The organism is Microbacterium sp. SORGH_AS_0969 (assembly GCF_030818255.1).
Classification (GTDB): domain Bacteria; phylum Actinomycetota; class Actinomycetes; order Actinomycetales; family Microbacteriaceae; genus Microbacterium.
Genome location: NZ_JAUTAG010000001.1, coordinates 754,598 through 779,733, shown reverse-complemented (window position 1 = coordinate 779,733; position 25,136 = coordinate 754,598). Strand labels below are relative to the sequence as shown.

25 protein-coding genes are annotated in these 25,136 nt (G+C 69.3%); 20 read left to right on the top strand and 5 right to left on the bottom strand.

What is annotated here, in order from left to right; translation table 11 throughout:
- Positions 1-89 precede the first annotated feature (89 nt).
- From ftsH to lysS, 11 genes are all read left to right on the top strand, one after another.
- Positions 90-2,093, top strand: coding sequence for an ATP-dependent zinc metalloprotease FtsH (gene ftsH / locus QE388_RS03585; protein ID WP_275801529.1), 2,004 nt, complete (start codon positions 90-92; stop codon positions 2,091-2,093).
- A 6-nt stretch (positions 2,094-2,099) separates the two neighbouring features.
- Positions 2,100-2,687 (top strand): GTP cyclohydrolase I, encoded by a 588-nt coding sequence (gene folE, locus QE388_RS03580; protein ID WP_307382983.1) that lies wholly within the window; start codon positions 2,100-2,102, stop codon positions 2,685-2,687.
- The gene (folP, locus tag QE388_RS03575; RefSeq protein ID WP_307382982.1) at positions 2,684-3,475 is read left to right on the top strand and encodes a dihydropteroate synthase; all 792 of its coding nucleotides are present in this window, start codon (positions 2,684-2,686) and stop codon (positions 3,473-3,475) included. The genes folE and folP overlap by 4 nt, the downstream gene beginning before the upstream one ends.
- Positions 3,475-3,843 carry a dihydroneopterin aldolase gene (folB, locus tag QE388_RS03570; protein WP_275801526.1) on the top strand — a complete coding sequence of 123 codons (369 nt, stop codon included), beginning with the start codon at positions 3,475-3,477 and terminating at the stop codon, positions 3,841-3,843. Before folP ends, folB begins: the two co-directional genes overlap by 1 nt.
- Positions 3,840-4,367, top strand: a complete 528-nt coding sequence (folK, locus tag QE388_RS03565; protein ID WP_307382980.1) for a 2-amino-4-hydroxy-6-hydroxymethyldihydropteridine diphosphokinase — start codon at positions 3,840-3,842, stop codon at positions 4,365-4,367. The genes folB and folK overlap by 4 nt, the downstream gene beginning before the upstream one ends.
- On the top strand, positions 4,364-4,849 hold the full coding sequence (locus QE388_RS03560) for a DUF3180 family protein (protein ID WP_307382977.1): 486 nt from the start codon (positions 4,364-4,366) through the stop codon (positions 4,847-4,849). The genes folK and QE388_RS03560 overlap by 4 nt, the downstream gene beginning before the upstream one ends.
- A gap of 247 nt (positions 4,850-5,096) precedes the next feature.
- Positions 5,097-5,597 (top strand): PH domain-containing protein, encoded by a 501-nt coding sequence (locus QE388_RS03555; RefSeq protein WP_373426634.1) that lies wholly within the window; start codon positions 5,097-5,099, stop codon positions 5,595-5,597.
- A gap of 56 nt (positions 5,598-5,653) precedes the next feature.
- The gene (locus QE388_RS03550; RefSeq protein ID WP_307382975.1) at positions 5,654-7,186 is read left to right on the top strand and encodes a PH domain-containing protein; all 1,533 of its coding nucleotides are present in this window, start codon (positions 5,654-5,656) and stop codon (positions 7,184-7,186) included.
- Positions 7,183-7,911 carry a DUF2520 domain-containing protein gene (locus QE388_RS03545; protein WP_307382973.1) on the top strand — a complete coding sequence of 243 codons (729 nt, stop codon included), beginning with the start codon at positions 7,183-7,185 and terminating at the stop codon, positions 7,909-7,911. The genes QE388_RS03550 and QE388_RS03545 overlap by 4 nt, the downstream gene beginning before the upstream one ends.
- A complete protein-coding gene (panC, locus tag QE388_RS03540) occupies positions 7,908-8,762 on the top strand; it encodes a pantoate--beta-alanine ligase (protein ID WP_307382971.1) in 855 nt (284 codons plus the stop codon). Before QE388_RS03545 ends, panC begins: the two co-directional genes overlap by 4 nt.
- 81 nt (positions 8,763-8,843) lie before the next feature.
- Positions 8,844-10,364, top strand: coding sequence for a lysine--tRNA ligase (gene lysS, locus QE388_RS03535; RefSeq protein WP_307382969.1), 1,521 nt, complete (start codon positions 8,844-8,846; stop codon positions 10,362-10,364).
- 13 nt (positions 10,365-10,377) lie between these two features.
- Here the strand turns inward: lysS and QE388_RS03530 are convergent, their stop codons facing one another.
- Positions 10,378-11,493, bottom strand: coding sequence for a DUF4192 family protein (locus tag QE388_RS03530; RefSeq protein WP_307382967.1), 1,116 nt, complete (start codon positions 11,491-11,493; stop codon positions 10,378-10,380).
- 132 nt (positions 11,494-11,625) lie between these two features.
- Between QE388_RS03530 and QE388_RS03525 the strand changes: the two genes are divergently transcribed.
- The 3 genes from QE388_RS03525 to QE388_RS03515 all read left to right on the top strand — a co-directional run bounded on the left by QE388_RS03525 (position 11,626) and on the right by QE388_RS03515 (position 14,174).
- Positions 11,626-11,817 (top strand): hypothetical protein, encoded by a 192-nt coding sequence (locus QE388_RS03525; RefSeq protein WP_275801518.1) that lies wholly within the window; start codon positions 11,626-11,628, stop codon positions 11,815-11,817.
- Between the two features lie 82 nt (positions 11,818-11,899).
- Positions 11,900-13,366 carry a cardiolipin synthase gene (gene cls / locus QE388_RS03520; RefSeq protein WP_275801517.1) on the top strand — a complete coding sequence of 489 codons (1,467 nt, stop codon included), beginning with the start codon at positions 11,900-11,902 and terminating at the stop codon, positions 13,364-13,366.
- 79 nt (positions 13,367-13,445) lie between these two features.
- Positions 13,446-14,174 (top strand): hypothetical protein, encoded by a 729-nt coding sequence (locus QE388_RS03515; protein WP_307382964.1) that lies wholly within the window; start codon positions 13,446-13,448, stop codon positions 14,172-14,174.
- An 86-nt stretch (positions 14,175-14,260) separates the two neighbouring features.
- Here QE388_RS03515 and QE388_RS03510 read toward each other — a convergent pair whose 3' ends face one another.
- From QE388_RS03510 to QE388_RS03500, 3 genes are read right to left on the bottom strand one after another with little or no spacing between them, the layout of a single operon-like run.
- On the bottom strand, positions 14,261-14,491 hold the full coding sequence (locus tag QE388_RS03510) for a helix-turn-helix transcriptional regulator (protein ID WP_307382962.1): 231 nt from the start codon (positions 14,489-14,491) through the stop codon (positions 14,261-14,263).
- A complete protein-coding gene (locus QE388_RS03505; RefSeq protein ID WP_307382960.1) occupies positions 14,488-15,102 on the bottom strand; it encodes a hypothetical protein in 615 nt (204 codons plus the stop codon). Before QE388_RS03505 ends, QE388_RS03510 begins: the two co-directional genes overlap by 4 nt.
- Positions 15,102-15,728: a hypothetical protein gene (locus QE388_RS03500; protein WP_307382958.1), complete on the bottom strand. Its 627-nt coding sequence runs from the start codon at positions 15,726-15,728 to the stop codon at positions 15,102-15,104. The genes QE388_RS03505 and QE388_RS03500 overlap by 1 nt, the downstream gene beginning before the upstream one ends.
- Positions 15,729-15,917: 189 nt before the next feature.
- Between QE388_RS03500 and QE388_RS03495 the strand changes: the two genes are divergently transcribed.
- The 3 genes from QE388_RS03495 (at position 15,918) to QE388_RS03485 (ending at position 19,738) form a co-directional block, all read left to right on the top strand.
- Positions 15,918-18,443, top strand: a complete 2,526-nt coding sequence (locus QE388_RS03495) for an ATP-dependent Clp protease ATP-binding subunit (protein WP_275801511.1) — start codon at positions 15,918-15,920, stop codon at positions 18,441-18,443.
- A 70-nt stretch (positions 18,444-18,513) separates the two neighbouring features.
- Positions 18,514-19,023: an amino-acid N-acetyltransferase gene (locus QE388_RS03490; protein ID WP_275796115.1), complete on the top strand. Its 510-nt coding sequence runs from the start codon at positions 18,514-18,516 to the stop codon at positions 19,021-19,023.
- Positions 19,024-19,069: 46 nt separating this feature from the next.
- Positions 19,070-19,738, top strand: coding sequence for a hypothetical protein (locus QE388_RS03485; RefSeq protein ID WP_307382956.1), 669 nt, complete (start codon positions 19,070-19,072; stop codon positions 19,736-19,738).
- A 174-nt stretch (positions 19,739-19,912) separates the two neighbouring features.
- On the opposite strand, the gene QE388_RS03480 is transcribed toward QE388_RS03485, so the two are convergent.
- Complete coding sequence (locus QE388_RS03480; protein WP_058595805.1) at positions 19,913-21,448, bottom strand: amino acid permease; 1,536 nt, start codon at positions 21,446-21,448, stop codon at positions 19,913-19,915.
- Positions 21,449-21,594: 146 nt separating this feature from the next.
- Between QE388_RS03480 and QE388_RS03475 the strand changes: the two genes are divergently transcribed.
- Genes QE388_RS03475 through QE388_RS03465 form a run of 3 tightly spaced genes read left to right on the top strand, consistent with a single transcriptional unit; the run spans position 21,595 to position 25,098 of the window.
- Positions 21,595-22,950 (top strand): glutamine synthetase family protein, encoded by a 1,356-nt coding sequence (locus QE388_RS03475; RefSeq protein ID WP_307382954.1) that lies wholly within the window; start codon positions 21,595-21,597, stop codon positions 22,948-22,950.
- The gene (locus QE388_RS03470; RefSeq protein ID WP_307382953.1) at positions 22,931-23,746 is read left to right on the top strand and encodes a gamma-glutamyl-gamma-aminobutyrate hydrolase family protein; all 816 of its coding nucleotides are present in this window, start codon (positions 22,931-22,933) and stop codon (positions 23,744-23,746) included. The genes QE388_RS03475 and QE388_RS03470 overlap by 20 nt, the downstream gene beginning before the upstream one ends.
- Complete coding sequence (locus QE388_RS03465) at positions 23,743-25,098, top strand: aldehyde dehydrogenase (RefSeq protein ID WP_307382952.1); 1,356 nt, start codon at positions 23,743-23,745, stop codon at positions 25,096-25,098. The genes QE388_RS03470 and QE388_RS03465 overlap by 4 nt, the downstream gene beginning before the upstream one ends.
- Positions 25,099-25,136: the final 38 nt, after the last annotated feature.

Genomic DNA, 25,136 nt, shown 5'->3' with positions numbered 1-25,136 from the left:
ACGCACAGACTCGGCATAGCCGCTGAGCGTTACCCTGATCCCACCGCTTTTATCTGGAGCGGATCACGAAAGGGCTGGGCTCGCCCACCATGGATTTCAAGAAGATCACGCGCAACCCGATCATCTACGTTCTGCTGGTCGGCCTGCTTCTGGTCATCGGTTTCTCGCTCATCTCGAACCTGAGCGGCGCTCGACAGATCTCCACCAAAGAGGGTCTCGACCTGCTCAAGGGCGGGACGGTCACCCAGGTGGTGACCAACGACCCCGACCAGCGCGTCGACCTCACGCTGTCGCAGCCGTTCGAGGGTGCGAACGACGTGCAGTTCTACTACAGCCAGGCCCGTGCGAACGAGGTGGCGAGCGCGATCGACAGCGCCGCGCCGGCTGACGGCTTCAACGACATCGTCCCCAAGCCCAGCTGGTTCGACAGCATCCTCGGCCTGATGATCCCCCTCGTGCTGCTCGGCCTGCTCTTCTGGTGGCTGCTCTCGAGCGCCCAGGGCGGCGGCAGCAAGGTCATGCAGTTCGGCAAGTCGCGCGCGAAGCTCGTCACGAAAGAGACGCCGACCGTCACCTTCCAGGACGTCGCCGGATCCGACGAGGCGATCGAAGAGCTCGACGAGATCAAGGAGTTCCTCAAGGATCCGAAGAAGTTCGAAGAGGTCGGTGCCCGCATCCCGAAGGGCGTGCTGCTGTACGGCCCTCCCGGAACCGGTAAGACCCTCCTGGCCCGCGCCGTCGCCGGCGAGGCCGGCGTGCCGTTCTACTCGATCTCGGGTTCCGACTTCGTCGAGATGTTCGTCGGCGTCGGCGCGAGCCGCGTGCGCGACCTGTTCAACCAGGCCAAAGAGAGCTCGCCGGCGATCATCTTCATCGACGAGATCGACGCTGTCGGTCGTCACCGCGGCGCCGGTATGGGAGGCGGTCACGACGAGCGCGAGCAGACGCTGAACCAGATGCTCGTCGAGATGGACGGCTTCGACCCGAAGGTCAACGTCATCGTCATCGCGGCGACCAACCGTCCCGACATCCTCGACCCGGCCCTGCTGCGCCCCGGCCGCTTCGACCGTCAGATCGGCGTCGACGCCCCCGATCTGAAGGGCCGCCAGCGCATCCTCGAGGTGCACGGTCGCGGCAAGCCCCTCTCCGACTCCGTCGACCTCGAGGTCGTCGCCCGCAAGACCCCCGGCTTCACCGGCGCCGATCTGGCGAACGTGCTGAACGAGGCGGCTCTGCTGACCGCGCGCTCGAACGCGCAGCTCATCGACAACCGCGCGCTCGACGAGGCGATCGACCGCGTCATCGCCGGCCCGCAGCGCCGCACCCGCGTGATGAAAGACAAAGAGAAGCTCATCACGGCCTATCACGAGGGCGGTCACGCACTCGCCGCCGCGGCGATGAACCACACCGACCCCGTCACGAAGGTCACGATCCTGCCGCGTGGCAAGGCGCTGGGGTACACGATGGTGCTGCCGCTCGACGACAAGTACTCCGTCACCCGCAACGAGCTGCAGGACCAGCTGACCTACGCCATGGGCGGCCGCGTCGCGGAGGAGATCGTCTTCCACGACCCCACCACCGGCGCGTCGAACGATATCGAGAAGGCGACGAGCATCGCCCGCAAGATGGTCACCGAGTACGGCATGACCAACGAGGTCGGCCCGGTCAAGCTCGGCTCGTCGTCGGGCGAGGTCTTCATGGGCCGCGACATGGGTCACGGCCGCGACTTCTCGGAGCGCATCGCCGAGCGCGTCGACGCCCAGGTGCGCGCGCTGATCGAGCAGGCGCACAACGAGGCCTACCAGGTGATCAACGACAACCGCGACGTGCTCGACCGCCTCGCTCTCGAACTGCTCGAGAAAGAGACGCTCGACCACATCGAGCTCGCCGAGATCTTCAAAGACGTCAAGCGTCTTCCGCCGCGTCCGCAGTGGCTGTCGTCCGGCGACCGCCCGGTCTCGACCCTGCCGCCCGTCGACGTCCCTCGTCGCCCCGCCCCCGCCGGGGTCGCCGCCTCGGTGGAGTCGGAGTCGCAGACCGCGACGCAGGCGCAGCGCCGCCCGAGCGGACAGACGCGACCGGCCACGGCCTAAGGCGCCGTGGCCGTCGACCGGGAGCGCGTCGCCGCGCTCGTACGCGAGTTGCTCGAGGCGATCGGAGAAGACCCCGACCGCCCCGGGCTCCGGCAGACGCCGACCCGCGTCGCCGAGTCGTGGAGCGAGTTCTTCGGCGGAGTGGATCAGGATGCCGGTGCACCCCTCGCGCACACCATTTCGGTGACACGCGGGCCGGCGCCGGACACCCTCCCGTCCGGTGCCGTGATGCTGCGGGACATCTCGTTTCGCTCGATGTGCGAGCACCACCTCCTGCCGTTCCGCGGGCGCGCGCACGTCGCCTACCTTCCGGGTGAAGAAGTCGTGGGGCTCGGCGCCCTGCCCCGGGTCATCGACATCCTGTCGTCGCGTCCGCAGGTGCAGGAACGCCTCGGCGAGCAGGTGGCCGACACCGTGGCATCCGCCCTCGATGCGCGTGGGGTGCTCGTCGTGCTCGACGCCGTTCACGAGTGCGTCACCATGCGCGGCGGACGGCAGCTGGACGCCTCGACCGTCACGATCGCCGCGCGCGGCATGTACACCGACCCCGTCGCCCGCGCCGAGCTCGTCGCCCTGATCGGAACGCGCGCGTGACCCTCATCATGGCGATCGTGAACGTCACCCCCGACTCGTTCAGCGACGGCGGCCGTTATCTCGATCCCGACGTGGCGATCGCGCACGCGCGTTCCCTGCGCGCGCAGGGGGCGGACCTCCTCGACATCGGCGGCGAGTCGACGCGGCCCGGCGCAGAGCGGGTCGCCCCGCGCGTCGAGCAGCAGCGCGTGCTGCCGGTCGTCGAGGCGCTGGCATCCGAGGGTGCCGTCGTGAGCATCGACACGATGAACGCCTCGACCGCTCGGGCGGCGGTCGAGGCCGGCGCGCGGATCGTGAACGACGTGTCGGGCGGCCTCGCCGACCCCGACATGCTCGACGCCGTCGCCGAGACCGACGCCGAGATCGCGCTCGGTCACTGGCGTGGCCCCTCCACCGACATGTACGCCCGGGCCGACTACGTCGACGTCGGACGGGAGGTGGCCGACGAGCTGGCCGAACGCGTGGCGGCGGCCCGCGCCGCGGGAATCGCGCCGGATCGCATCGTCGTCGACCCGGGCATCGGCTTCGGCAAACGTGGCATCCAGAACTGGGACGTGCTGCGCGCGATCCCCACGATCGCCGCGCTCGGTTCGCGCGTGCTGATCGGGACGAGCCGCAAGCGGTTCCTCGCCGAGGTGCTCGGCGACGACGCCGATCTCGCCCGCCGCGACCTCGCCACGGCTGTCACGAGTGCCCTCGCCGCGCGCTCCGGGGCGTGGGCCGTCCGCGTGCACGATGTTCCGACCACTCGCGACGCGCTCGCCGTCGCCCGCGCCTGGGAGGCCTGATGGATGCCGTCGACGAGATCACCCTCACGGGGGTGCGCGCCTTCGGTTATCACGGGGTGTACGCCGACGAGAAGCGCGACGGGCAGGAGTTCGTCGTGGACGTGCGGTTGCGTCTGCCTCTGCACATCGCGGCGGCGACCGACGACGTGCGCGACACCGTGCACTACGGGGAGCTCGCGGAACGCATCGTCGAGATCGTCGAGGGCGAGCCCGCCGACCTGCTCGAGACACTCGCGCAGCGCATCGCCGACGACGTCCTCGTCGACCCGCGCGTGGAGGAGGTGACGGTCACGGTGCACAAGCCGGCCGCCCCCATCACCGTGCCGTTCGGTGATGTCGCCGTGACCATTCGGCGCGGTCGCGAATGAGCGTGCGCTTGGCACACGGCATCGGTGACGCCCCGAGAGACGCCCCCGTGGAAGCGGTCGTCGCCCTCGGTGCGAATCTCGGTGACCGTGCCGAGACCCTGCACGCGGCCATCGCGGCGCTGCGTGCGCTGCCGCTCACGACCGCTGTGCGCGTGTCGGCACCGCTCGAGACGGTGGCGGTCACGTTGCAGGGAGAGGACGAGGACGCGCCCCGTTACCTCAACGCGGTCGCCCTCGTGACCACCCGGCTCGCGCCGCGCCCGCTACTGCGCGAGCTGCACCGCATCGAGGCCGAGCACGGACGCGTCCGTCGTGAGCGCTGGGGAGACCGGACCCTCGATCTCGACCTCATCGCCTACGCCGACGAACGCATCGACGACGACGACCTCACCGTGCCGCACCCGCGTGCCCACGAGCGCGCGTTCGTGCTCGAGCCGTGGGTGGAGGTGGATCCGAATGCCGTGATCCCGGGGCGCGGGCGCGTTCGGGATCTGTTGGACGGCCTCCGGGGAGGAGCACGATGAAGCGCACCGGCGCAGGCATCCTCGTCATCGCCGCGGTGATCGGCGCGGTGTGCGGGTTCATCCTCGACACCGTCCTCGCCGCGATGGGGCGACCGACGTTCTCTCCCGCCGCGAGCCTGCCCACGATCCTCGTCCTCCTGGGGGCGGTGATCGTCGCTCTGGCGGTGCCGATCGCCCGCGCGACCCGGGGTCGCGTCTCACGACGGATCGACCCGTTCCGCGCGTTGCGCGTCGCCATGCTGGCGAAGGCCTCGTCTCTCGTGGGTGCGGCGGCGACGGGCTTCGGAGGGGGTCTGTTGGCGTTCCTCCTCACCCGCCCGGTGACTCCGTCGGTAGGCTCGATGGGATCGATCATCGCGACGGTCGTGTGCGGAGTCGTCCTCGTCGTCGCGGGTCTCGTGGCCGAGCAGCTCTGCACCATCCGGAAGGACGACGATGACGAACAGCCCGGACTTCCCGGAGCGGACGCCGCTCCCCGCTGAGGGGGAAGCGGCTGCGCGGGAAGCGGTCGAGCGGGACGCGGCTCAGCCGGATGGGGCTGAGCGCGAAGACGCTGCGCAGGAGGTGGCTGAGCGTGAGGCGGTTCTGCGGGAACGGGCTGAGCCTGGGGCGGTTGCGCGGGAAGCGGTCGAGCGCCCCGAAGGGCTCGGCACCGGACCGGGTGCCGTCGCTCGCGATGCGGACGGGGTGAGCGCGTCTCGCGTTCTCGACGAGGGGACCTTCCCGCGCATCCTCGAGCCGCGCGGCGTCGGGCGTCTTCCGCTCGGCGACGGCACGTGGCACCAGTTGGCTCGCGCGTACGTGCGGGTGCAGCTCATCTCGCAGGGCGCGTTCCTCGTGGTCGTCCTCGCGGCCGCGTTCGCGCTGCAGTTCTTCCTGCACGTGCCCTGGCCGTGGATCCCCGCGGGGATCCTGTCGGTGATCACGATCGTCGGCCTCGTCATCACCCCGCGGCAGGCGCGATCGTTCGGCTATCAACTGCGGCGCGATGACCTCGTCTTCCGCCGGGGCATCCTCTGGCAGCGCGTCGTGGCGGTGCCCTACGGCCGGATGCAGCTCGTCGACATCACTCACGGACCCCTCGACCGAGGCTTCGGCATCGCGCAGCTCAAGCTCGTCACCGCTGCCGCCTCGACCGGCGTCACCATTCCCGGACTGACCCAGGCCGCTGCCGAGCAGCTGCGCGACACGCTCATCGCCGTCGCCGAGACACGTCGGACCGGCCTGTGACGGATCCCGCGCCGCAACCGGCTCCCCGCGGCGGCCGGATCGCGACCCGGTCGCCGATGAGCGACGGCGAGTGGCACCGCCTGCACCCGTTGACCCCGCTCCTGCGCGGAGGGCTTTTCCTGCTCGTGATGATCGGCGTCCTCGTCGCCAACCTGCGCGAGCGTCTGTTCGAGCTCTTCCTTCCGATGTTCACCGACCTTCCGCCGGGGGTGATGCCGCCGGACCCCGTCGACTTCCTCTTCGCGAACAACCTCCTGCTCATCGCCACGGGTGTCGTCGTGGTGGTGCTGCTGATCCTCCTGGGCGCCTTCCGCCTGTCGTGGCGGTTCCACACGCTGCGCATCGGCGACGACGTGGAAGTGCGCTCCGGCGTCCTCTTCCGCACCCACCGACGCGCGCCCCTCGACCGGGTGCAGGGCGTGAACCTCACCCGCCCGATGGTCGCGCGGCTCCTCGGGCTCGCGAAGCTCGAAGTGGTGGGCGCCGGGCTGGATGCCAACGTCAAGCTCGAGTACCTGTCGGCGAGGGACGCCGACGCCCTGCGCAGCGACATCCTGCGGCTCGCCTCGGGGCGTCGCCTCGCAGAGGCCGTGCCGGACGCCGGTCCGAGCACCGGACCGAACGCCGTCGCCGGGGGATCGTTCGCGCGGGCGACGGCTGCGGCCGTGGGTTCCGGCATCCATGGACTCGTCGAGGGAGAGGACTTCTCGGATGCCGAGCCCGAGAGCATCGTGCGGATCCCGCTCGGGCGGCTCGTGGCCTCTCGGGTGCTGAGCGGGTCGATGTTCTGGCTGCTCGGCCTCGTCGCGGCGATCGTCGTCGCGGCCTCGATCTCGACGGTGTGGCTGTTGTTCACGGTCGTCCCCACCTTCCTCGCCTATGGGGCGTACTACGTGCGGTCCATCGCACGCGGGCTGCGGTACTCGATCGCACCCACCGCGGACGGCGTGCGGGTGACATTCGGGCTCTTCACGACGATCAGCGAGGTCGTGCCCCCCGGACGCGTGCACGCGATCGAGGTGCGCCAACCGCTGCTGTGGCGGCCGTTCGGATGGTGGTCGGTCTCGATCAACCGCCTGTCGGGTCGCTCCTCCACCGATTCGTCTACAGACCAACTCGCTGCCGTCCTGCCGGTGGGCACGAGGGACGACGTCGAGCGTGTGCTGCGGATCCTTGCGCCCGCCCTTCCCGTCGACGGCTGGTCTCGGGTCATCCAGGACGGCATGCTGGGTCCCGCCGAGGACGACCCCTACGTCACGACCCCGCGCCGTGCCCGCCTCCTCCGCCCGCTGTCGTGGCGACGGAACGGCGCGCTGTTGACGTCTGACGCCTTGTTCCTCCGGCGCGGGTGGATCTGGCGATCGCTGTCGGTGTTCCCGCTGGCCCGACTGCAGTCGATCGGACTGCACCAGGGGCCCCTGGCGCGGGCGACACGCACCGGGCGGTTGGCGGCGCACGTGATCGCCGGGACGGTGCAGACCTCGGTGGGCGCGCTCGACCGCGACGCAGCCGTGACGTTGATGGAGGACACCGCCCGCGCGACCGTGGCCGCCGCGGCGGAGGACAGGACTCACAGGTGGGCAGGATGAGCGATATGCGTGACGGGCGACTGGGCGTCGGGATCATCGGAGCAGGACGCGTCGGTCCGGTGATCGGTGCGGCCCTGGCCGGGGCGGGGCACGCCCTCACGGGGATCACGTCGGGGTCCGACGACGACCGCGTGGATGCGATCCTGCCGGGACTACCGGTGCTGGCACCGGAGGAGGTCGTGCGACGCAGCGAGCTCGTCGTGGTGGCCGTGCCGCATGACCAGCTCGAGGGTCTCGTCGCGGGCCTCGCCGACCTCGGCGCCTGGCAACCGGGGCAGCTCGTGCTGCACACCGACCCGGCGTACGGCACCGGAGTCCTCGGACCTGCGGTGAAGTGCGGGGCCATCCCGCTCGCGATCCACCCCGCGATCACCTTCACGGGGGTCTCATCGCACGACCTGCACCAGCTCGCCCAGGCGTACGCGGCCGTGACGGCTCCGGCCCCCGTACTGCCGATCGCGCAGGCCCTCGCCGTCGAGCTCGGCTGCGAGCCCGTCGTCGTCGCCGAAGCGGACCGCCCGACGTATGCCGAGGCGATCGCGACGGCGACCGAGTTCTCGCGTTCGATCGTGCAGCAGTCCGCGGCGCTGCTGTCGAGCGTCGGGGTGGAGAACACCGGCGGATACCTCTCGGCTCTCGTGCGCTCGAGCGTCGACCAGGCGCTCGCCGAGGGCACTCGAGCCGGCGGGGACGGGCTGGGTCCGGACGCTACGATCGACGGATGATCCGCACCCTCGACGATCTGCGCGCCCGCCTGTCGGATGTGCGCAGCGCCGACCCCTCGGGACGCGCCGCGCGCGTCGCTCTCGTCTCGACGCTCGGCGCTCTGCACGAGGGGCACGTCGACCTGATCCGAGAGGCCCGTCGGCACGCGGACCTGGTGGTCGTGTCGACCTTCGTCAACCCGCTGCGGTTCCGAACCGCCGAGGAGACGGCCGCCTATCCGCGCTCGCCGGAGGCGGATGCCGACCTTCTCGCCGACCTGGGCGTCGACCTCGTCTTCGCGCCGACGGCGGCCGAGTTCCTGCCCGCGGGAACGGCCACCACGCGCGTCGCCGCCGGCGACCTCGGGTTCCGGTACGAGGGACGATCGCGACCGTTCTATTTCGACGGGGTGCTCACGGTCGAGGCGAAGCTCTTCCACCTCGTGCGTCCGGACGTGGCGGTCTACGGGGAGCGCGACCTGCAGCGGGTGTTCCTCGTTCAACGGATGATCCGCGATCTCGACTTCTCGATCGAGACGGTCGTCGTGCCCACCGTCCGCGCCGAAGACGGCCTGCCGATCTCGAGCCGTGTCGCCCTTCTCGAGGATGCCGATCGTCGCGCGGCGGCCAAGCTTCCTCGTGCGCTCGAAGCGGCAGCGTCGAACGCCGACCTGGGCGTGGACGCGTGCATCGCGGCGGCGCAGTCGTCGCTGATGGGCGAGCAGCGCATCGCCCTGGAGTACCTCACCGTCGTCGACCCGGCGACGTTCCTCCCTGTCGAGGAGGGACACTGCGGTCGGGCGCTGGCGCTGATCGCCGCCACCGTCGGCGGTCACCGCTTCATCGACAACGCCGAGATCTCGCTGCGCTGAACGACGCTCGCCGGGGCTGCTCGGCCACGGGGGTCCCGCGCCCGGCGAATACACTGGGGGAGACCCCGAGGAGCTTTCACGATGACCGACGCGCCCGCGAACGACGCCGCCGAACCCACCGAAGACGACGTCTTCGAGCAGAAGGCCGTCCGCCTCGGTAAGCGCGAACGGCTCCTCGCCGAGCGCACCGACGCCGCGGGCGGTCCGTACCCGGTCGTCGTTCCCGTGACGGACACGATTCCGGCACTGCGCGAGCGCTACGGCGACCTCGAGGCGGGGGCCGAGACCGGCGTCACCGCCGGCGTCGCGGGCCGCGTGGTGTTCAGCCGCAACACCGGCAAGCTCTGCTTCGCCTCGCTGCAGGCCGGTGACGGCAGTCGCATTCAGGCGATGGTGTCGCTCGCCGCGGTCGGCGAGGAATCGCTGCAGGCCTGGAAGGAACTGGTCGACCTCGGCGACCACGTCTTCGTCTCGGGAGAGGTCATCTCGAGCCGTCGGGGCGAGCTGTCGATCATGGTCGCGGAGTGGCGGATCGCCGCCAAGGCCGTCCTGCCGCTGCCGAACCTCCACAGCGAGCTCAGCGAAGAGAGCCGCGTGCGCAGCCGCTTCCTCGATCTCATCGTGCGCGACCGTGCACGAGAGACCGTCCTCGCCCGTGCCAAGGTCAACGCCAGCCTGCGCCGCACGTTCACCGAGCGTGATTTCGTCGAGGTCGAGACCCCGATGCTGCAGGTTCAGCACGGTGGGGCGAGTGCGCGTCCCTTCGTCACGCACTCGAACGCATTCGACGCCGAGCTGTACCTGCGTATCGCGCCGGAACTCTTCCTCAAGCGCGCCGTGGTGGGCGGCATCGACCGCGTGTACGAGATCAACCGCAACTTCCGCAACGAGGGTGCCGACTCCACGCACAGCCCCGAGTTCGCGATGCTCGAGGCCTACCAGGCCTACACCGACTACAACGGGATCGCCGATCTCACGCAGACGCTCATCCAGAACGCCGCCGTCGCGGTCGCCGGTTCGACGACGGTGACGTGGGCCGACGGCACCGAGTACGACCTCGGCGGCGAGTGGGACCGGATCTCGATGTACGACTCGCTGTCGGAGGCGTCGGGCCGCTCGATCACTCCGCAGACCCCGCTCGATGAACTCCGTGCCTTCGGCGCCGAGGCTGGTGTCGACGCCCCCGCGCACGAAACGCATGGCAAGTGGGTCGAAGAGCTCTGGGAGCACTTCGTGAAGAGCGGTCTGACCCGCCCGACGTTCGTCATGGACTTCCCCGTCGACACCAGCCCCCTTGTCCGCGAGCACCGGTCGATCCCCGGTGTCGTCGAGAAGTGGGATCTGTACGTTCGCGGCTTCGAGCTGGCGACCGGATACTCCGAGCTCGTCGACCCCGTCATTCAGCGCGAGCGCTTCGTCGAGCAGGCGACGCTCGCCGCGCGCGGCGACGTCGAAGCGATGTCGATCGACGAGGAGTTCCTGCGCGCTCTCGAGCACGGGATGCCCCCGACCGGCGGAATGGGAATGGGGATCGACCGCCTCCTCATGGCCATCACCGGGCTCGGCATCCGCGAGACGATCCTCTTCCCGCTCGTCAAGTGACGCGCGCCCGCGCTCAGCGCGGGACACGCTCGAACAACCATTCCGGGAGCCGGCCGCTGTCGGCCAGCGTCAGCACGATCGCTCCGAGCCCGTGCTCGGGGTCGATCTCGAGCGCCGACTGCGCGTAGAAAGCGGCGTGTGTTCCGCGCCCGGTGGCCCAGGCGAGCCAGGCGCAGGCCGCGAGCGGCCCCGGGCGCCGGGAGCGCGGCGTCGTCGCCGCAACCTGACGGCACCGCTCGAGCGCGATGAGGAGTCGATCGAGATCGGGCTGCGCGCCCTCGCCCCACATCGGGCGCGCGAGGTCTTCCGGGTAGCCCACTCCGTCCGGAAAACGCGTCTGCGCTTGGAACACGGCATCGCCGGCGGTGATGTCACCGACCCACTGCATGAGGGCGACGTCGCGGAGCATCGGTCTTTCGAGAGCGAAGGCCAGGCTCGCGAGCCGGTGGCGGCCGTCCGGGGCCGAGAGGGGGTCGAGAACGCTCTCGAACAGCGCGGGCGGATCACTCAGTTCGTCGAGGATCGCCTCCGCGGCTCGGCGGCGCGACACGCTCAGACGGTCCCGTCGACGCGGGATGTCGAGCAGGCGGTCGACGTCGTCGAGCGCGCGACCAAGGCGCTCCTTCTCGGCGAGGTCGACGGTGGGCAGGCTTGCGCCGGCGGCCTGGTCGTGGTGGGGCGACGCCTCGGGAAGCTCGGGCCCCGCGGCGCTGATCTCGTCGAGCCCGTGCTCACCGGCGATCGCGGGGTCGAGGTAGCTGCTCCACCCGTTCGCGCCCACGACCAGCGCGTCGACGAGGCGGAGTCCGCAGATGTGCGCACGTTCCCGGACGGCGTCGAGCAGCGCGCCGTGCGGCAGCGGATCCGAACCGACCACGGCGTCGTCGGTGTAGACGATCACCGTCACGGCATCCGCGAGGGGAACCTTGCACGCCATCCCGATGACCGTGGATGCGACGCGAGGGAGGTCGGGGCTGTCGTCGGCGGGGAGGTCGACGCGCAGAGCGGCGAGCGATCGCGATTTCGCGAAAGGGATGAGCACGAGGCTGCGCCGCGGGGTGCAGTGGAGCAGGTGCGGAACCAGGGCGAGCAGGGACAGGGGTGACGAGACGCGGATGACCGTGGACATGACGACGAGCGTCGTGGATCCGTGGATCGCGAAACGGCACGCGGCGGCGAAATGGGGACAGATCCTGCACATGGTCGAATGTGAAGGAGGAGTGCTGGGCCGGGACGGTGGGACCCCGGGTATCCTTGAGGGATGGACGACTCCTGGCTGCCGGTGTTGTGGGCGATTCTGCCGACCATCGTCGTGTCGGTGACGTTCTTCCTGATCCTGCGCGGGGCCATCCGCATGGATCGCACGGAGCGGAAGGCATACGCGCGCATCGAAGCGCAGGAGCGTGCGAAACGCGGTCTTCCTCCCGTCGCCGGCGACAGCGCGGCCCGCTAAACAGCGCCGCTGGCCGACGTCGGTCCCGTCGCGTGTCGGGGGTACTCACTACGCTGAGGGGACAACCCGCCCAGGAGGACCCGTGATCGACGCCACGTTCGAAGCGAGCTGGCTCGTCATCGCCTTCTTCGTCATCGACCTCGTGGTGCGTGTCGCCGCGATCATCGTCGTCCCGCGCAACCGTCGGCCCACCGCGGCGATGGCCTGGCTCCTCGCGATCTACTTCATCCCGTTCGTGGGCGTGTTCCTCTTCCTGCTCATCGGCAACCCCCGCTTGCCCCGCAAGCGTCGGCGCAAGCAGGCGGCGATCAACGAGTACATCCACGACACCAGCGCGTCGCTCGAGTTCGGAACCCTGCGCCCCAACGCCCCCGACTGGTTCCGCGCGCTGGTGCGGTTGAACCGCAACCTCGGTGCCATGCCCATCGCGGGAGACAACGCCGCGACCCTGATCTCCGACTACCAGCAGAGCCTCGATGCGATGGCCGACGCCATCCGCCAGGCGCGACGCTACGTGCACGTCGAGTTCTACATCCTGCAGTCGGACGAATCGACCGACAACTTCTTCCGCGCCCTCGAAGAGGCTGCTGAGCGCGGCGTGGTCGTCCGGGTGCTGCTGGATCACTGGGCCAACCGCGGCAAACCCTTCTACAAGAAGACCCTCCGACGACTCGATGCCATGGGGGCGCACTGGCACCTCATGCTGCCGGTGCAGCCGCTCCGCGGACGCTGGCAGCGACCCGATCTGCGCAACCACCGGAAGCTCCTCGTCATCGACGGCGACGTCGCCTACATGGGATCGCAGAACGTCACCGACTCCTCCTACAACCTTCGCAAGAACATCCGGCGCGGCCTGCACTGGGTCGACCTCATGGTGCGCGTGGAGGGGCCGGTGGTCGCCAGCATCAACGCCGTGTTCCTGTCCGACTGGTACAGCGAGACCGACGAGACCCTGCGCGACGAGATCGACCTGTTCAGCGTCACCACCGGCCCCGGCGAGCTCGATTGCCAGATCGTGCCGTCCGGACCGGGCTTCGATTTTCAGAACAACCTCAAGCTCTTCCTCGGACTGCTCTTCGCCGCACGCGAACGCATCATCATCGTCAGCCCGTACTTCGTTCCCGACGAGGCACTTCTCCTCGCGATCACCACCGCGTGCCAGCGCGGTGTGCACGTCGAACTGTTCGTCTCGGAAGAGGGCGACCAGGCGATGGTCTACCACGCTCAGCGCAGCTACTACGAGGCGCTCCTCCGGGCGGGTGTCGTCATCTGGATGTACCGCAAGCCGTTCATCCTGCACAGCAAGAGCGTGACGATCGACGACGAGGTCGCGGTCATCGGGTCGAGCAACATGGACATGCGCTCGTTCGGTCTGAACCTCGAGGTTTCGATGCTCGTCCGCGGGCAGGAGTTCGTCCGCGACATGCGCGCGGTCGAAGACGTCTATCGCGGTCTCAGCCGCGAGCTCACCATCGAAGAGTGGCGTCTGCAGCCGCTGCGGTCGACGATCCTCGACAACCTCGCTCGCCTCACGTCGGCGCTGCAGTAGACCAGGCTGCGGTTTTCGCCGCTGGCATCCAGGATTCTCGGCCACGATGGAGCGACGACAACTCGCCCCCGGAGGTCTCATGTCTCGTCGTCTTTCGCTCCTCGGGCTCCTCGGAGCCGGTCTGATCGTCGTGGGTGCCGCGACCGGATGCGCCACCGGCACCGCGTCCGCGCCGTCATCCTCGGGTTCATCCACCTCGACTCCGGATGCCACGGCCCCGGCCGAGTCGTCCGAGATCGGAGCCGCGTGGCTCAACGGGGGCCGCTCGCTCGCCCTCGTCACGTGGGGGAGCTCGTCGTGCGTCCCCCGGAGCACCGAGACCCCCACGATCGCCGACGGGGTCCTCACGGTGTCGCTCACCGCGTCGGAGGGCACCGCCTGCACCCGTGACATGGTTCCGCGGCCGACCCTGGTCTCTCTGCCGGGAGGGGTGGATCCCACGAAGGATCTCGAGATCGCGGTGAGCGGTGCCGCGACCGGAAAAGCGACGCTCGCGGGACTCGCGGCACCCGTCCAGGCTGAGGACTTCACGCCCAACGCCGGTTGGGTCGACGACTCGCTCGTGGCGATCATGACGTACGGGAGCTCCAGCTGCCCGCCGTCCGTCGAGACCGTGTCGGCCCAGGGCGACGCGATCGCGGTCGGCTTCGCGACGCCTCCGGCCGACCTCGTCTGTACGCTCGACATCGCTCCGCAGCTCAGCCTGGCCGACGTGACCGGCATCGGAGGGCCGGAGACCTCGAGCCTCGTGCTGTCGGGTGGGGGCGTGACGGCCGACGGCCCCGTACCGATCATCGGGAAGCGCTGACATCGTCGCGTTCGGCCCCCGCGAGGAATCGCGGGGGCCGATGTCATTCGCCCGGGCTTCCTCGCGAGGGGGAACAGCCGGACGGCTCAGTGCTCGATCACGAGCAGGTCGCCGACCTCGCAGTCCAGCGCGCGGCAGATGGCCGAGAGGGTCGAGTAGCGGATCGCCCGCGCGCGATCGTTCTTGAGCACCGAGAGGTTCACGATCGAGACGCCGACGATCTCGCTGAGGCGCGTGAGGGTCATGCCTCGCGACTCGAGGAGTTCGTCGAGTCGGCAGTGGATGCCGGTCGGTTCGTCGTCGGCTGCGGGGCTCATACGAGGCCCTCCGTGTCGCGCTGCAGGCGCGTGCCGTAGGTGAAGACGACGGACAGGGCGAGGACGCCCAGTCCGACCAGCATCCAGACCGGGTCGAAGGAGAACCCGATCACGAAGACCCCGCCCGCCGCCGGGTTGAGCTCGTCCGCGGCCATCATGCGACCCAGACCGCCGAGGCCCGCGGAGAGGATGCCGCCGATCAGCAGCGCGGCACCGGCGACCTGGGTGGCTGTGATGAGCGCGCGGTGGAATGGTCGACGCCACATCAGCAGGAGGAAGAAGAGGACGACAGCGCTGACGGTCAGCAGGGTCGTCAACGCGCTGAACGCCGCGCCGAGGACGAGAAGAGTGCGCGTCTGGCCGCCCAACCCCTCGGCGACGACGCGCGCCGAGTCGTACGTCGCGGAGACGATCGTCGCGCTGTCCGCGCCGGGGGTGAGGGGCACCGCGCTTTCGGTCAAGAGGCTGATCGCGCCGCTGCCTCCGGCGATGTCGATCGCCGCGCGGATCGCGGGGAGGGCGAGCGCGAAGCCCATCACCAGCCCCGCAGCGACGAACAGGATGACGGTGCCGCGTTCCATCCGGGCCGATACCCAGGACGGGCCAGTCATCACACGAGTCCTTCCGTGTCGCGTTGCAGGCGGTCGCCCACGGCGAAGACCGTTCCGGCGAGGCCGGCGACAAACGCGATCCCGAAGAGCGACGGCACGTCGATCAGCTGGATCGCGCCGCGATCGAAGGTGCGCTCCGAGAGCCACGCGATGGCGCCGTTCGCGACCATGTTCTGGAAGAACGGGACGCCGGCCACACCGACGAGTGTCACGATCCCGGCCGCAGAGACGAGGCCCGTGTTGCGGCGGCTGAAGATGCGACCGCGCAGGATGCTCGACGTGAGAAGGAGCAGCAGCGTCACCACGGCGACCACGACCGCGGCGAAGAGACCTTCCGCGATGAACAGTGCGGCGAGGGAGGCGGGCGGGAGAGCGGGGGCGGTGATGACGGCGCCGGTGAGCTCCACCGGAACCTCAGCGCCGTTCGGACCGATCGGGGCTTGCGCGACCGTGTCGAGGAACGGAGCGTGGACCCGCACATTCTGATTCGAAGCCGCGGCCGCGATGTTCACGACGCTGCGGACGACGGCCCAGATCGCGATGCCGATGCCGGCCACGACGAAGAACCAGAACGAGACGGTGTCGCCGCGAGAGAGGACCCGGGAGGTCGGACGGGGGGAGGCCATGACAACTCCTTATCGATGATCGTTGTTATCGGTTATCGATAAGTTAATGACTATCGATAGGTTCCGCAAGCCCTGCCCCGCTTCCGGTATGCCCACGGCGAACACGGGGCTCTGGCATCCGACCGCTGGTTACTCTCGATGTACGGCGCGCGGAGGCGTGCCTGTCAGCCCATTTCTGGAGGGACTGAGATGTTCGAGAGATTCACCGACCGTGCCCGTCGTGTGGTCGTCCTCGCCCAAGAAGAGGCGAAGATGCTCAACCACAACTACATCGGCACCGAGCACATCCTGCTCGGACTGATCCACGAGGGCGAGGGCGTCGCCGCGAAGGCGCTCGAGTCGCTCGGCATCTCGCTCGACGCCGTCCGCGAGCAGGTGCAGGACATCATCGGCCAGGGTCAGCAGCAGCCGACCGGCCACATCCCCTTCACACCGCGTGCGAAGAAGGTGCTCGAGCTGTCGCTGCGCGAAGCGCTGCAGCTCGGCCACAACTACATCGGCACCGAGCACATCCTCCTCGGCCTCATCCGCGAGGGCGAGGGTGTCGCAGCGCAAGTGCTCGTCAAGCTCGGCGCCGACCTGAACAAGGTTCGCCAGCAGGTCATCCAGCTGCTCTCGGGCTACCAGGGCAAGGAGCCCGCGGGTGTCGCCACCGGCGCCGGCGAGCAGCAGTCCTCGGGTGCGCAGGGCGGGTCGGCCGTGCTCGACCAGTTCGGTCGCAACCTCACGCAGGCGGCGCGCGACAACAAGCTCGACCCCGTCATCGGTCGCGAGAAGGAGATCGAGCGGGTCATGCAGATCCTCTCGCGCCGTTCCAAGAACAACCCCGTCCTCATCGGTGAGCCCGGTGTCGGAAAGACGGCCGTCGTCGAGGGCCTGGCCCAGGCGATCGTCAAGGGCGACGTCCCCGAGACGCTGAAGGACAAGCAGGTCTACTCGCTCGACCTCGGTTCGCTCATCGCCGGTTCCCGCTACCGCGGTGACTTCGAGGAGCGTCTGAAGAAGGTCACCAAGGAGATCCGCACGCGCGGCGACATCATCGTCTTCATCGACGAGATCCACACCCTCGTCGGTGCGGGAGCCGCCGAGGGCGCGATCGACGCGGCATCCATCCTCAAGCCTCTCCTCGCCCGCGGCGAGCTCCAGACGATCGGTGCCACCACGCTCGACGAGTACCGTAAGCACTTCGAGAAGGATGCCGCTCTCGAGCGCCGCTTCCAGCCGATCCAGGTCGCCGAGCCGAGCCTGCCCCACGCGATCAACATCCTGAAGGGGCTGCGCGATCGCTACGAGGCACACCACAAGGTGCAGATCACCGACGGCGCGATCGTCGCGGCGGCGAACCTCGCCGACCGCTACATCAGCGACCGGTTCCTGCCCGACAAGGCCATCGACCTGATCGACGAGGCCGGCGCCCGTCTGCGTCTGTCGATCCTGTCGTCGCCGCCCGAGCTGCGCGAGTTCGACGAGAAGATCGCGAAGGTGCGCGAGCAGAAGGAGCAGGCCTCCGAGGAGCAGGACTTCGAGAAGGCCGCGTCGCTCCGCGACGAGGAGAAGTCGCTCCTCGCCGAGCGTCTGCGTCTCGAGAAGCAGTGGCGCTCGGGCGACGTCGCCTCCCACGCGGTCGTCGATGAGGGCCTGATCGCCGAGGTTCTGGCCCAGGCGACCGGCATCCCCGTCTTCAAGCTCACCGAGGAGGAGTCCAGCCGCCTCATGTTCATGGAGAAGGCGTTGCACCAGCGCGTCATCGGCCAGGAAGAGGCGATCGCGGCTCTTTCGCGCACGATCCGTCGTCAGCGCGCGGGGCTCAAGGACCCGAAGCGCCCCTCCGGCTCGTTCATCTTCGCTGGCCCCACCGGTGTCGGAAAGACCGAGCTCGCCAAGGCGCTCGCCGAGTTCCTCTTCGACGACGAGGGCGCGCTGATCTCCCTCGACATGTCGGAGTTCGGAGAGAAGCACACCGTCTCGCGTCTGTTCGGTGCCCCTCCCGGATTCGTCGGCTTCGAAGAGGGCGGCCAGCTCACCGAGAAGGTGCGCCGCAAGCCGTTCTCGGTCGTGCTCTTCGACGAGATCGAGAAGGCCCACCCCGACATCTTCAACTCGCTGCTGCAGATCCTCGAAGAGGGTCGCCTGACCGACGGTCAGGGTCGTGTCATCGACTTCAAGAACACCGTGATCATCATGACGACCAACCTCGGCTCGTCGGCGATCGCCGGTGGTCCGGTCGGTTTCCAGGTCGAGGGCAGCGCGCAGACCTCATACGAGCGGATGAAGGGCAAGGTCGACGAAGAACTCAAGCGCCACTTCAAGCCCGAGTTCCTCAACCGCGTCGATGACGTCATCGTCTTCCCCCAGCTGAACAAGGAAGAGCTTCGTCAGATCGTCGGTCTGTTCGTCAAGCGCCTCGCCGACCGTCTGCTCGACCGCGACATGACGGTGGAGCTGTCGGACGACGCGAAGGACAAGCTCATCGAGATCGGCTTCGACCCGACGCTCGGTGCCCGTCCCCTTCGCCGCGCCATGCAGCGTGAGGTCGAGGACCGCCTCAGCGAGAAGATCCTGCACGGCGAGCTCGAGTCGGGCGACCACGTGAAGGTCGGCGTCGAGAACGGCCAGTTCACCTTCGACACCGCCCCGCGCGGCGAGAAGGTCGCGATCGGGGTCGGAACGGCCGGCGAGATCGCCGCCACCCCCGACACGCTCGCGGGCAGCTGACGCGTAACAGACAGGGACCCGGATGCCATGGCATCCGGGTCTCTTCTGCGTTGCGGCGTACGCTGGATGGATGACCTCATCCGCGCCGTTCGTCGTCCGCCCCGCCGGAACCGCCGACGTCCGCCGCATCCACGAACTCCTCGAGCCGTTCGTGCAGAAGCGCATCCTGCTCGGCAAAGACCTCGTGGTGCTCTACGGCTCGGTGCAGCAGTTCGTCGTCGCCGAGGCCGATGGCGTGGTCATCGGGTGCGGTGCTTTGCACGTGATGTGGGAAGACCTGGGTGAGATCCGCACCCTCATCGTGCACGACGAGTGGCTGCACCACGGCGTGGGCCGGGCGATCGTCGAAGAGCTGGAGCAGCGCGCGCGCGAGCTCGGCGTGAGCCGGCTGTTCTGCCTCACGTTCGAGGTCGACTTCTTCACGCGCCGCGGTTTCTCGCCGATCGGAGAGCAGGTCGTCGATCCCGACGTGTACTCGCAGCTCGTGCGCAGTCCCGACGAGGGCGTCGCCGAGTTCCTGGACCTCGCGCACGTGAAGCCCAACACACTGGGCAACACCCGCATGCTCAAGCACCTCTGAGCGTGCCGTGGGCTGAGCGCACAGCGAGGCCGAATACGCTGGAACGATGACCGATGCCCCCCGCAGGCGGCGGCAGTCCCCGGCGGTCTACCGTCGTCGCCGTCTCGCCGCCGCGCTCCTCGCGTTGATCGTGATCGGCCTCGTCGTGTGGCTCGTCGCGGCCCCGCCCTGGCGCTCCGCTCCCGCCTCCGACAGCGCTCCCGCCCCCGCCCCCACCGCTCCAGCCGCCGTGCCGACCCCGGCGGCCGACCCGACCACTCCGGCGGCCACCCCTGACCCGACCCCCAGCGCGAACGAATCCTCCGGGCCCGCGGAGTGCACGCCCGCCGACATCAAGGTCGAGGCGCTCTCCGACAAGAGTGAATACGGCCAGGGTGAGAACCCGCAGCTCTCCATTCGGCTGACGAACACCGGAGCCAGCCCTTGCGTCATGAACGTGGGCACCAGCGCGCAGTCGTTCACGGTGACCAGCGGCTCCGATGTGTGGTGGCGTTCGACGGACTGCCAGTCCGAGCCGAGCGACATGGAGGTCACCCTCGCCGCGGGGCAGACGGTCACCAGTTCGTCGCCCCTCACCTGGGATCGCACCCGTTCTTCCGTCGGCTCGTGCGAGAGCGAGCGTCCGTTCGCGCCCGGCGGCGGAGCGACGTACCACCTGAGCGTGTCGATCGGCGGCATCCCCTCCGCCGGGACGGCGTCGTTCATCCTGCAGTGATCTCGGCAGGCGCTGGTTTGGGGCACCGTTTTCCGTTTGGGGCGTGGAATACTCCGCCCCACACGGAATAACGCGCCCCAAACCAGGTGGGCCGACCCCGCGGGGCGAGCCGGGCCAGCAGGAGCGCGAGGAGAGAGGGGCGGATGCCATGGCATCCGCCCCTCTGCGGCTCCGTCAGGGGCGCTTCTCGCCGAAGACCTCACCCTCCATGGCGTCGTAGCCCTCCTTCTGCGGGTCGCCGTGTAGGCCACCCGAGAGGGCGTACTCCTCCTCGGGGGAGAGGACGAGGCGGTGCCGGCCGTAGATCGCGAAGGCGATGAAGATCACGGCGTAGACCACGATGATCGCGACGATCGCGAGCAGGTACGCCGGGTTCAGCAGAAGGCCGAAGAACACGACCGCGGCGATGATCGCCGCCGAGTAGGCCCCGAACAGCCCCCACGGGCTCTTGTAGGGGCGGACGGCGTTCGGGAACTTCTTGCGGAGCACGATGAACGAGACCATCTGCAGGAAGTACGCGAGCACCGCTCCCCACACCGCGATGTTCAGCACGATCGCGCCGGCGGGGCTGGCGTCGCCGCCGGCCGCCTGCACGATCACGAGGGCGAGGAAGCCCAGGACGGCGCCGAACACCAGCGCGACCCAGGGCGTCTTACGGGCGCCGGTGAGCGAGAGCCAGCGCGGGTAGTACCCGGCGCGCGAGAGCGAGTACATGTTGCGGCCGTAGGCGAACATGATGCCCATGAGGGATGCCAGCAGGCCGATCAGCGCGAGGAGCGACAGCAGGGCCGCCGCCTGATCCCCGACCATCGCGCGGAAGCCGTCGAGCAAGGGCTCGAGAGAGCCGCCGGTCTCTTCGGCCCCGAGGACGCCGGTGTTGAGGAACAGCACGATGAGGCCCGTGACGATCAGCGTGCCGCGCGCCCAGAGGCCGGCGCGGGGGATGTCGCGGGCGGGGTTGTGCGACTCCTCCGCGGCGAGGGGGAGTTCCTCGATGCCGAGGAAGAACCACATCGCGAACGGGAGGGCGAGCAGGATCGATCCGACGCCGAAGGGGAGGAACTCGGTGTTGCCGTCGGTCGGGGCGATGTTCCAGAGGGAGCCCCAGTCGAAGGCGCCGCTCGCGAGCGACATCACGCCGAAGACGACGATGATGCCGATCGAGATGATCGAGACGACGATCGCGAAGCCGAACGAGATGTTGGCACCCGCGGCGTTCAGGGCGATGAAGAGCGCGTAGAGGATGATCCACCAGACGAACGCCGGCAGGCTCACCCCGGTCAGCAGTTCGAGGGCGGAGTCGGCGTACTGGCCCGAGAAGTAGACGACGACAGCGGTGGTCGCGACGTACTCGATCGTCTCGGCGAGGCCCGTCGCGAGGCCTCCCCACGGCCCCATCGCCGAGCGCGCGAACGAGTAGGCGCCGCCCGTGTGCGGCATCGCGGCCGCCATCTCGCCGATCGAGAAGGTCAGGCCGTAGTACATGATCACGAGGATCACGAAGGCGATGAGCATGCCGCCGAAGCCGGCGAAGCCGATGCCGAAGTTCCAGCCCGAGAAGTCGCCGGAGATGACGGCGGCGACGGCGAGGCCCCAGAGGCCCCACACGCCGGCCGAACGTTTGAGGGTGCGTTTCTCGAAGTACGAGGAATCCGTTGCCGTATAGGTGGCTCCGGCGACCTTTTTGCGGGAACTGCTCGAGGTGGACATGTGACCTCCAGAAGGATGCGGGCAGGCGGCGGGCTCGCCTTGCGGGAAATCATGGCCTTCTATTGGTCGACCTGTCTACCTTTGGCGTGTAAGTTCCTCGTTACGTCCTCCGCACGCGAGGACGACGAGCACGCGAGAGGGAAACCATGGCGGGCAATCTCACCACCGCAGAATTGGATGCCGCGATCGACAGCGGCGAGATCGACACGGTCATCGTGGCGTTCCCCGACGCGCAGGGTCGCCTCGTCGGCAAGCGGGTCGCCGCGCGGTTCTGGCGCGACGAGGTGCTGCCGCACGGAGCGGAGGCCTGCAACTACCTGCTCTCGGTCGACGTCGACCTCAACACCGTCGACGGATACGCGATGTCGAGCTGGGACAAGGGCTACGGCGACATGCTGCTGGTCCCGGATCTCGAGACGCTCCGCCGTGTCCCCTGGCAGCCCGGGACCGCCCTGGTCATGGCCGACCTCGCCTGGGAGGACCGCGAGCACGTCGCGCAGTCGCCGCGTGGCATCCTGAACGCCCAGCGCGCTCGGCTGGCCGAGCGGGGACTGACCGCCTACGCGGGCACCGAGCTCGAGTTCATCGTCTTCGACGACTCGTTCCGGGAGGCGTGGGCGAAGGGCTACACGGGGCTCCGGGCCTCGACCGACTACAACGTCGACTACAACCTGCTCGCCACCACCCGGCTCGAGCCCCTCCTGCGCGACATCCGCGTCGGGATGGACGGCGCGGGCATGTACTGCGAGGGCGTGAAGGGCGAGTGCAACTTCGGTCAGCAGGAGATCGCGTTCCGCTACGCCGAAGCCCTCGAGACGGCCGACAATCACACGATCTACAAGAACGGCGCGAAAGAGATCGCCGACCGGCACGGCAAGTCGCTGACGTTCATGGCGAAGTTCAACGAGCGCGAGGGCAACAGCTGCCACATCCACCTCTCCGTCCGCGGTGACGACGGCACCGCCGTCATGGCGGGCGACGGGGAGCACGGCTTCAGCCCCCTCATGGAGCACTGGATCGCCGGCATCCTGGCCACCCTCCGCGAGTTCACGCTGCTGTACGCCCCCACGATCAACTCGTACAAGCGGTTCGCCCTCGGCTCGTTCGCGCCGACCGGCATCGCGTGGGGCGTCGACAACCGCACCTGCGCGCTGCGCGTCGTGGGGCATGGCTCGTCGCTGCGCGTCGAGAACCGTGTGCCGGGCGGGGACGTCAACCCGTACCTCGCGATCTCGGCGATCATCGCCGGGGGACTGTACGGCATCGAGAACGAGCTCCCGCTGCCCGCTCCGCTGACGGGCAACGCCTACACCTCCGGTGTCGACACGCTGCCGACGACTCTGCGCGAGGCTGCGCGGCTCTTCTCGGGGTCGACCATCGCTCGTGCCGCTTTCGGTGACGAGGTCGTCGAGCACTATCTCAACCAGGCGCGCATCGAGGTCGAAGCCTTCGACGCCGCCGTGACCGACTGGGAGCGCGTGCGTGGTTTCGAACGTCTCTGATCCGGCCCTGACCCCCGTCGTCGGGCTCACGACCTATCTGGAGCGCGCGAAGCAGGGCGTGTGGGACGTGCGCGCGGCGTTCCTTCCGCAGCAGTACTTCGACTCCGTCACCGCCTCGGGTGCCACCGCCGTGCTCCTGCCGCCGCAACCGCGTCCCGAGCAGGCCACCGCCGCGGTGCTCGACGGCCTCGACGGGCTGATCCTCACGGGCGGGCTCGATGTGCAGCCCGAGCTCTACGGCGCCGAGCGCCACCCGCTGACCGACCCCGCGCGCGCCGACCGCGACGCATGGGAGCTCGCGCTCCTCGCCGGGGCGCGGGAGCGCGGCATCCCGGTCTTCGGGATCTGCCGGGGTCTTCAGCTGATCAACGTCGCCCTCGGGGGCACCCTGCACCAGCACCTGCCCGAAGCCCTCGGCACCGAGCGTTACCGGATCGGCGGGGGCGTCTTCGCCGAGAACACGGTCGAGGTGGATGGCGGAACCCGGCTCGCCGGCCTCGTCGGGGCCGGCCCGCTCACGGTCCACAGCTACCACCACCAGGGCGTCGACCGCGTCGGTGAGGGACTCCACGTGACCGCGCGGACCGACGACGGGCTCGTGCAGGCCGTCGAGATGCCGGGCGACGACTACCTCGTCGCCGTGCAGTGGCATCCGGAGGAGAACGCCGAGGACCGGCGGCTGTTCCTCGGGCTCGTCGCGGCCGCGGCACGCTACCGGGCCTCGCGTTTCGAGGGCGCGAACGCCGTCGGCGGCTCGCCCGCCTCCACCTCCGAGCACCAGGGAGTCCCCGCATGAGCACCTTCACCGTCATCGACCCCTCGACCGGGTCGCCGATCACCACGCTCGAGCGCGCCGAGATCGATCAGGTGGATGCCGCCGTCGCCGACGCCGTGCGCGCGCAGCGCGCGTGGGCGGCGCTCGCCCCCGTCGCCCGCGCCGACGCTCTGCGGTCGTTCGCACGGGTCGTCGAGGCGCACGTTGAAGAGCTCGCGGCGCTGGAGGTGCGCAACTCCGGCCACCCGATCGGGTCGGCGCGGTGGGAGGCGCAGCACGTCGCCCAGGTGCTCAACTACTACGCGGGCGCACCGGAACGCCTGATCGGATCGCAGATCCCGGTCGCCGGCGGGCTCGACGTGACGTACCACGAGCCGTACGGCGTGGTCGGGATCATCGTGCCGTGGAACTTCCCCATGACCATCGCCGCGTGGGGCTTCGCCCCCGCGCTCGCCGCGGGCAACGCCGTGGTGCTGAAGCCCGCCGAGCTGACGCCGCTCACCGCGATCCGCCTCGGCGAACTCGCTCTCGAAGCGGGCCTGCCCGAGGGTCTCTTCCAGGTCGTGGTCGGCTCGGGTTCGGTCGTCGGCCAGCGGTTCGTGTCGCACCCCGACGTGCACAAGGTCGTTTTCACGGGGTCCACCGAGGTGGGCACCGAGGTCGCCGCGGGGTGCGCGCGGATGCTCAAGCCCGTGACCCTCGAACTCGGAGGGAAGAGCGCCAACATCGTCTTCGCGGATGCCGACCTCGAGAAGGCCGCGGCCGGCGTACCCGGCTCGGTGTTCGACAACGCCGGGCAGGACTGCTGCGCCCGCAGCCGACTGCTGGTGCAGCGGAGCGTCTACGACCGGTTCCTCGAGATGCTCGAGCCCGCCGTCGCCGCGTGGAAGGTCGGCGACCCGACGCGCGAAGACACGCAGATGGGGCCGCTGATCTCGGCATCCCACCGCTCCACCGTCCAGGGCTTCCTCGACGGGGTCGACGTGGCGTTCCGCGGATCCGCGCCGGAGGGCGACGGCTTCTGGTTCGCCCCCGCGGTCGTGCTCGCCCAGCCCGGCGACCGCATCGCGCGCGACGAGGTCTTCGGGCCCGTGCTCGCCGTGATGCCCTTCGACGACGAAGCGGATGCCATCCGCCTGGCGAACGACACCGCCTATGGTCTCGCGGGGTCCATCTGGACCGAGAGCCTGGGGCGTGGCATCCGGGTCTCCCGCGGGGTGCGCAGCGGCGTGCTGTCGGTGAACTCGCACTCGTCGGTGCGGTACGCGACGCCCTTCGGCGGCATGAAGGCCTCCGGTCTCGGCCGGGAGCTCGGACCGGATGCCGCCGAGCACTTCACCGAGGTGAAGAACGTGTTCTACGCCACCGAGTGACCCCTCATCCCTCTCCACCCCCACGCCTAAGGAACCAC